Annotated in this window: 7 protein-coding genes; 1 reads left to right on the forward strand and 6 read right to left on the reverse strand. The window is 35.4% G+C overall.

The genetic code is table 11. From position 1 onward, the window contains the following. Window positions 1–148 precede the first annotated feature (148 nt). The 6 genes from E5329_RS27855 to E5329_RS27880 form a co-directional block, all read right to left on the reverse strand. Window positions 149–739, reverse strand: coding sequence for an accessory gene regulator ArgB-like protein (locus E5329_RS27855; protein ID WP_135992403.1), 591 nt, complete (start codon window positions 737–739; stop codon window positions 149–151). Beyond that, window positions 736–891, reverse strand: coding sequence for a cyclic lactone autoinducer peptide (locus E5329_RS27860; protein ID WP_135992404.1), 156 nt, complete (start codon window positions 889–891; stop codon window positions 736–738). The genes E5329_RS27855 and E5329_RS27860 overlap by 4 nt, the downstream gene beginning before the upstream one ends. Before the next feature lie 100 nt (window positions 892–991). Beyond that, window positions 992–2,308 carry a sensor histidine kinase gene (locus tag E5329_RS27865; RefSeq protein WP_135992405.1) on the reverse strand — a complete coding sequence of 439 codons (1,317 nt, stop codon included), beginning with the start codon at window positions 2,306–2,308 and terminating at the stop codon, window positions 992–994. Beyond that, a complete protein-coding gene (locus E5329_RS27870; protein ID WP_135992406.1) occupies window positions 2,295–3,023 on the reverse strand; it encodes a LytR/AlgR family response regulator transcription factor in 729 nt (242 codons plus the stop codon). Before E5329_RS27870 ends, E5329_RS27865 begins: the two co-directional genes overlap by 14 nt. Before the next feature lie 66 nt (window positions 3,024–3,089). Further along, on the reverse strand, window positions 3,090–4,649 hold the full coding sequence (locus E5329_RS27875) for an IS1634 family transposase (protein ID WP_135992407.1): 1,560 nt from the start codon (window positions 4,647–4,649) through the stop codon (window positions 3,090–3,092). 141 nt (window positions 4,650–4,790) lie between these two features. After that, window positions 4,791–5,120 (reverse strand): helix-turn-helix domain-containing protein, encoded by a 330-nt coding sequence (locus E5329_RS27880; protein ID WP_135992408.1) that lies wholly within the window; start codon window positions 5,118–5,120, stop codon window positions 4,791–4,793. 683 nt (window positions 5,121–5,803) lie between these two features. Between E5329_RS27880 and E5329_RS31305 the strand changes: the two genes are divergently transcribed. Beyond that, complete coding sequence (locus tag E5329_RS31305) at window positions 5,804–6,241, forward strand: DUF6431 domain-containing protein (protein ID WP_275443833.1); 438 nt, start codon at window positions 5,804–5,806, stop codon at window positions 6,239–6,241. Window positions 6,242–6,259: the final 18 nt, after the last annotated feature.

A 6,259-nucleotide genomic window follows, 5' to 3' on the forward strand; every position in this document is an offset into this window, starting at 1 on the left:
TCTATCATACAGGTTTGCTCCAGTTTTGTATAGGTACCCACTATCTACCGTTTACCTATTATGCACGGTACGTACGTTTTACCGTTTACACCACTTACACTTTAACGAACCATTATTATCTTTCCTCATAAAAAAGTGGAGATAGATTTCACTCCCTATCTCCGCTTTTTCTTTCAAATTTGTATTTTATAATTCCCATATACTGAGAAAACAAAACTTGCAAAACGGTTAATGATATTAAAGAAACTATATCTCTCATTCTAACAAGTGTGCAAACTGCTGAAAATAAAATTATAATAATTAAAATATTCCTCGTAACCTTTTTACAATGCCTTTTTTCATTATCCTCTAATTCTCTGTTAATACTTTCAACGGGAGCTTCTTTCAGTATAAGAATCGCTCCGCTTAAAATTATAACCCACGCGACAGGAAATGAAAATATATATTTTTTATTGAAAAGTAATACCATTATTTGTACAGTAACTGAACATAAAAAGCATCTAAAAAAAGTATTTAAATGTATTCCACCAGCATAACTCCGTAATAGTATGAAGATTACAATAAATACTATAAATTCCGGAATCATATGTAAGTATATAGAAATCCCACAGCAAACCACCATGCAACTCAGCATTTCTAACCCGATTTGAAATCCATATTGGTATACTTCATACCATTCATCAGAAATTGCACCAGTCTTAATAATGTAACAAGTTATTTTCTCTGATAAGTATCTCATTTTTTTCTATTCTTTAATATTTTTAGTGCTTCTGGCATTTTCGGTTGATGATAAATAAATGCACAAGCCGAATCTGCAGAAATCTTTCCTAACTTTAAAGATAAAGCAGCTAATGCTCTTCCTGATTTAAATTTGATATTTTGGCACTTCATAGCAACCCCTCCTTTTTTTCATATTTTATCAAAAAAACTACTATTTTTTTTACTCATGTAATAAAAACGAGTATTTATGTAATTTTTCCTGAATATCATATTATTCATATTTATTTCCATACAACACCACCCTAATAAGAAAGCGTTTTGGCACACTATCGTCAATAAACATCATTCCTTTATATTTTCTTATTGCTCTATCTACAGAGACTAAACCAATTCCATGATTAACATCATCTTCCTTGGTAGTTAATATCCTTTTTTCATTTAACTTCTTCAACTTTCCCTTGTAGTTATTTTCTAATGCTATTAAAAGATTATCTTTATCATACTTCATTTTAAGTCTGATATATTTTTTCCCCTCAGCTTTACTAGCTCCTTCTACTGCATTTTCTAATAAATTTCCTAAAACTAGACTTATATCCGCCCTTTTAAATGGCATTTCCATCGGAATGCACACATTTGTTTCAAACTCTATTTCTTGACTCTCTGCCACTCTATTCCAGTACTCAACTAATGAATCAACCACCACATGTCCACTATTTACAATAGTCGACAAACTCAAATTTCCTTCGTCTATTATTTCATTGATGAATTTTTTAAGTTCTGCATATTCTCTTTTCTCAACATAGCCAATAATAGATATAAAGTGATTTTTCATATTATGCTTTACTTCCCTTACTCGCAACATAGAAACTTCCGTTTCTTCCTGATGCCGTTCACATAATTCTAACTGACGTTCATAAAGCAAATTCATCTTTTTGACATACAAAATGTCTGCAAATTCTATATAGACATAAAAAATCAACACATTTATAAAAAGTAGCACAAAAACTGCAATAAAAGAATATATTTTCGCAAGCTTATCGCTTATATTATAAGCCAGCATAAATACCACACTCATGATATATATGCTTCCTACTGGAATTAGAACGAGCAAAAAACTATTTTTATCTGAAAGTTCTATAACTTTCTCATTTTTAAACACTTTCTTCAAAGCTAAAATCACTGTCATAAGTAAAACTTTTGAAACAAAAGAGCCAAATAATTGCGAATGTGCTAGCGCAGCAGAATAGAGCAGTAATAAATTATGTATTAACATTTCTGATAACATCCAAATAGCATCAAAAACGATACAAAAGAAACACTTCTTCCAAAATTTTCCCTCAAACATAATGGTAACAATAAATAATGTAATGCCTATTGTCACCCCGATATTATAGATTGCTGCTACTGAAAAACTTATAAAATTAAGTATTTCCACTTGCCAAATCACAAATACTGTAACACCGATAGCTATGTAGCTTCTCTTTTTCTTACATATGAAAAATAAATTAAAATACTCAAAAAATAAATATATAGTAAATATTATAAGTAAAGAGTCAAGCCCTAATGCCAACCATCTATTTTCCAACATAGAATATATCCTCCATAGCACAGTACGATTCGCTGATCTTTTTTCTTCTCTCCTCACTAATGGATATCCGTTTCCCATTATTCAGTATGAGAAAGTCATAACTCAAGCCATCTATGTGTCTATAGTTTACTAAAAAGGATTGGTGTACACGCAAAAAAGATATCTTACTACTTTTCAAACTTTCTTCAATATCGTTGAGTTTGCCATATAGTTCAAATGTTTCTGTTGCCGTTATTACTCGTATCTTTCGTTTATTACTTTCAAAATATAGGATATCTTGAAGCGGAATCTTATGGCTAATTCTTTGATAATTATACCGGAAATAACATTCCTCATTGTTTATATCTTCACATGCTGACCGAAAACAAGCTTCCAGTCTTTTCTCATTTACCGGCTTAACTAAAAATTGAAATGGTCTAACTTCAAAAGAATCATTCATATAACATTCATAACTTGTAACGTAAATAATCAATACTCTTTTATCTGTTTTCCTAATTCTTTTTGCTATACTAATTCCATCTTCATGTCCTATCTCTATATCTAAAAATATAATATCAAAATACTCTCCGTTCTCTATTAACTCAACCAGTTGTTTTCCATTCCAAAAAACTTCCGTTTCCAGTTGAATAAAATTTTTCTTTGCAATATTCTGTATTATACTTTCTATTTTTCCCGTTATTGCAAGGTCATCATCACAGATTGCTACATTAATCATTTTGTCCCACCTTCCTCTTTTCTTCATTCTTTCTAACCTAAAATCCCGCAATCAATTATACATATGCTAGCCGATGTTAAGTTTAAAAAGCTCCATGATTTCTTTTTGAAAAGCTGTTATCGTTGTATAAATTTGCTTACGTTTTCCTTCAACAGAAACCACCCTCAGGGATTTCATCTCATCTATAACTTCCTGCATATTGTGGCTCTTGAACCATCCGGCTGCATTCATGACGTTTTTGACCTGGGAAGATAGTATCAAGGCAATATACTGGATAAACAGCCGTCCATCCATCGCCGCAGAAGAATGGATACGCAGCCTTTTCATATCCAGATCATTTTTTAGGTCATCAAAATGTTTTTCTATTGTATCCTTCATCCGGTATACTTCAAGCGCTTCCTCTGGATCTTTGATATCATTTGTGGCAAGCGCAAACCAGCCGACGCTATTCTTCCTGTAGGCATCTATAGCTTCCTGATTATATTCAACCTTCCTGCCCCTCTTAGGCGTCTCTTTGACTATAAAAAATCTTTCGTAGTCTTTTTGACGCTCTTTTACCGGGCTCCCTGAACATAGTTCCTCATATTCTGTCAGGATCCGATGACTGAACTTTTTCTCATCCAGCGCAGCCCTGACACTATCAAAATAAGTATGAAGGTAGCAGCGGTGCCCTTTCCACTTTATGAGTTCTGTATCCGCATAGAGTTCTTCCCCGAGGACATTACAATAATGGCGGTAAGAGACCATTTCATCATTGCGGTGACGCTCTGCCGCATCCAAAGAAAGGGACGTCGTAAACGGAACGCCAATCAGAAATCTCATGCGCCTTCTGTACATGGCATCCACATTGCCCTCACTGTAAAACCCTTTGTCCATGACCATATGCAGCCTTTTCGCGTCAACAAGGGCAAGCCTTTCCAGACTTTCATCCATTGTGCTGACATCATGGATGCTCCCAGGCATAGCCCTGAAGAATAAGGGAAGATGGCTTGTATGCCCGCTGACCATCAGGAGATTGATCTGTGGAAGTTTTTCCCTGTCCCTGTTATATCCATATGATACAAATTCGTTTATCTCACTGTAGGATGAGGTGCTTGTAATGTCCATACAGTAATGCCTGTCACCGCTGTTATGTTCCAGCCATGCTGAAAAAAGGCCCTGTGTAAGTTCCGGCGTGATCCGTCCCAGCAGCTCGCTAATCCGTTGGTCGGCAAGCATCGCCCCATAAGGTGTAATTGCCTGTTGGGACCATTTTTCGGTTCTGGACAGCGCCTGCCCTTCACTAACAAGGTAATAAGCGCATGTCAGGATGGCGTCCCAGTCATTGGGGAAGACCCTTTTCAGTATATGGTCAAGTCCAATATCTGCACACACTTTATCTAAAAGGGAGGATACGCCACAACTATAAGTGAAGCATTCGGGAGGCTCTTTTTCAGGCTTTGGCGCGGTATTTTTCCGATTACCGCCATGCATACCATTTGGCTGTACTGTTCCGGTTTCTGGGTCAAGATGTCCAATGCACTTACGTTTTGACTTTGGCTTTTTTGATTTTTTATCCCAATAGGAGACATTTTCATAAACGTATGTTTTGCCATTTTTGTGTTTTAGATAAACTAAAGACGCCATGCTGATTTCTCCTAACATATGTATGATTTGCTTCTTTTATTATATCATTTATACATATGTTTGACAAACATGGATTAAATGCTGATTCTATAAGGGTTCTGGGGACTAAGCTTAAAACCTATGTATAACAATTTCGGGAGATTAGGTTCTAATAATCTGCAGAAATGCCCAAACCAACTCCTGATCAAATGTATCTAGTTTCTTATACACTTCGATTAAATCATAGTATTCATCTAGGGTTTCATTAATAGTAATCTGCCTAGATAAATCTCTCTTTATGTCGGATACACCTAATATATAATCAGTTGTCACATTGAAATATGCTGCCAATCGTTTCAACACATCCACCTTTATAATTGTGACATCTTTTTCATATCTACTAAGCATCTGCTGTGTTATTCCTATTTCTGCCGCTAAAATTTCTTGTATCAACCCTCTTTTTTCTCTAAGAATTTTTATACGACTTTCCATATAACCTTACTCCTTAATCAATTCATACTATCATGTTACCCTTTTTGCCCGCACATGATACAAATAATAGGAGTAATGGTTTACGCATTTTATGTTACATATTACACTATTTACAACTATGTCAAAAATGAAATCCATAATTTTCTATAGTGGAGAACTATATATCTATTCCAGTATAATAAAACAATGTTTTTATTTGAAATGATTATTATGATGCGCCACTTTCGACCTACGTTTCTACCCAAAATACTCATGAATGTTTTTTTATAAATTCAACATATATAATTTATAATATGTAATTTGTAACATAATATATAGCTCAATAGTACAGGACCATTGAATCAGACAAAATACAATCATTCTATTTTGTATATTATCAACCAGCAAGAAACAGAATCCATCAGGCACACAACTTCCAAAAATTTAGATCAAACGGCTCAAAATCTCTACTGTTGTTGACCTCATAAATTGACCATATATTGATTCACTTGCCCCTGTCACGGACTTGCTCTGTATAATGACATCATCATACAGAAAGAAAAAGTCCCAGAGAACCTTTCCTGCAAGTTGTGTACTCTGAGACCATCCAAAAACATGATTATCATATCAGATTACACGCTATCTTGCAATGAGAATTCAAATATTTGAGTATTCCAGGTGGTTTTACACCGTAATTCCGGAGAATGGGGTTCTTCCGCACAAGAATATTCAAAATATTTTTTGTTGAGAGCAGTGATACCTGTTCCTGCCCGTGCTGTCAGACTCCCCTTGAACACCGTGATTTCAGGCTGCGTATTATGAAAATTGAGGGCGGTAAAGGGAAGTTTCTCCCGGTGGAACGCCGCAAATGCACGAATGGCGGATGCCAAAGAATACACATGGTACTTCCTGACTGCCTAGTTCCGTACAAGCATTATGCCAGCGAAGTGATTGCCGGAGTACTGGATGAAGTCATCACACCAGATGATGCTGATACGGAAGATTATCCCTGTGAGGCAACCATGCACCGTTGGAAGCACTGGCTGATGGTAAATTACCTGCGTATGGTGGGGTATCTGAACTCCATCGGGCACTGCCTGCTGGGACTAGTACATCGAATAATTAATAACTGGCCTAATTAGCATTTGATTTTATGCCAG

Source organism: Petralouisia muris, assembly GCF_004793545.1.
Classification (GTDB): domain Bacteria; phylum Bacillota; class Clostridia; order Lachnospirales; family Lachnospiraceae; genus Petralouisia; species Petralouisia muris.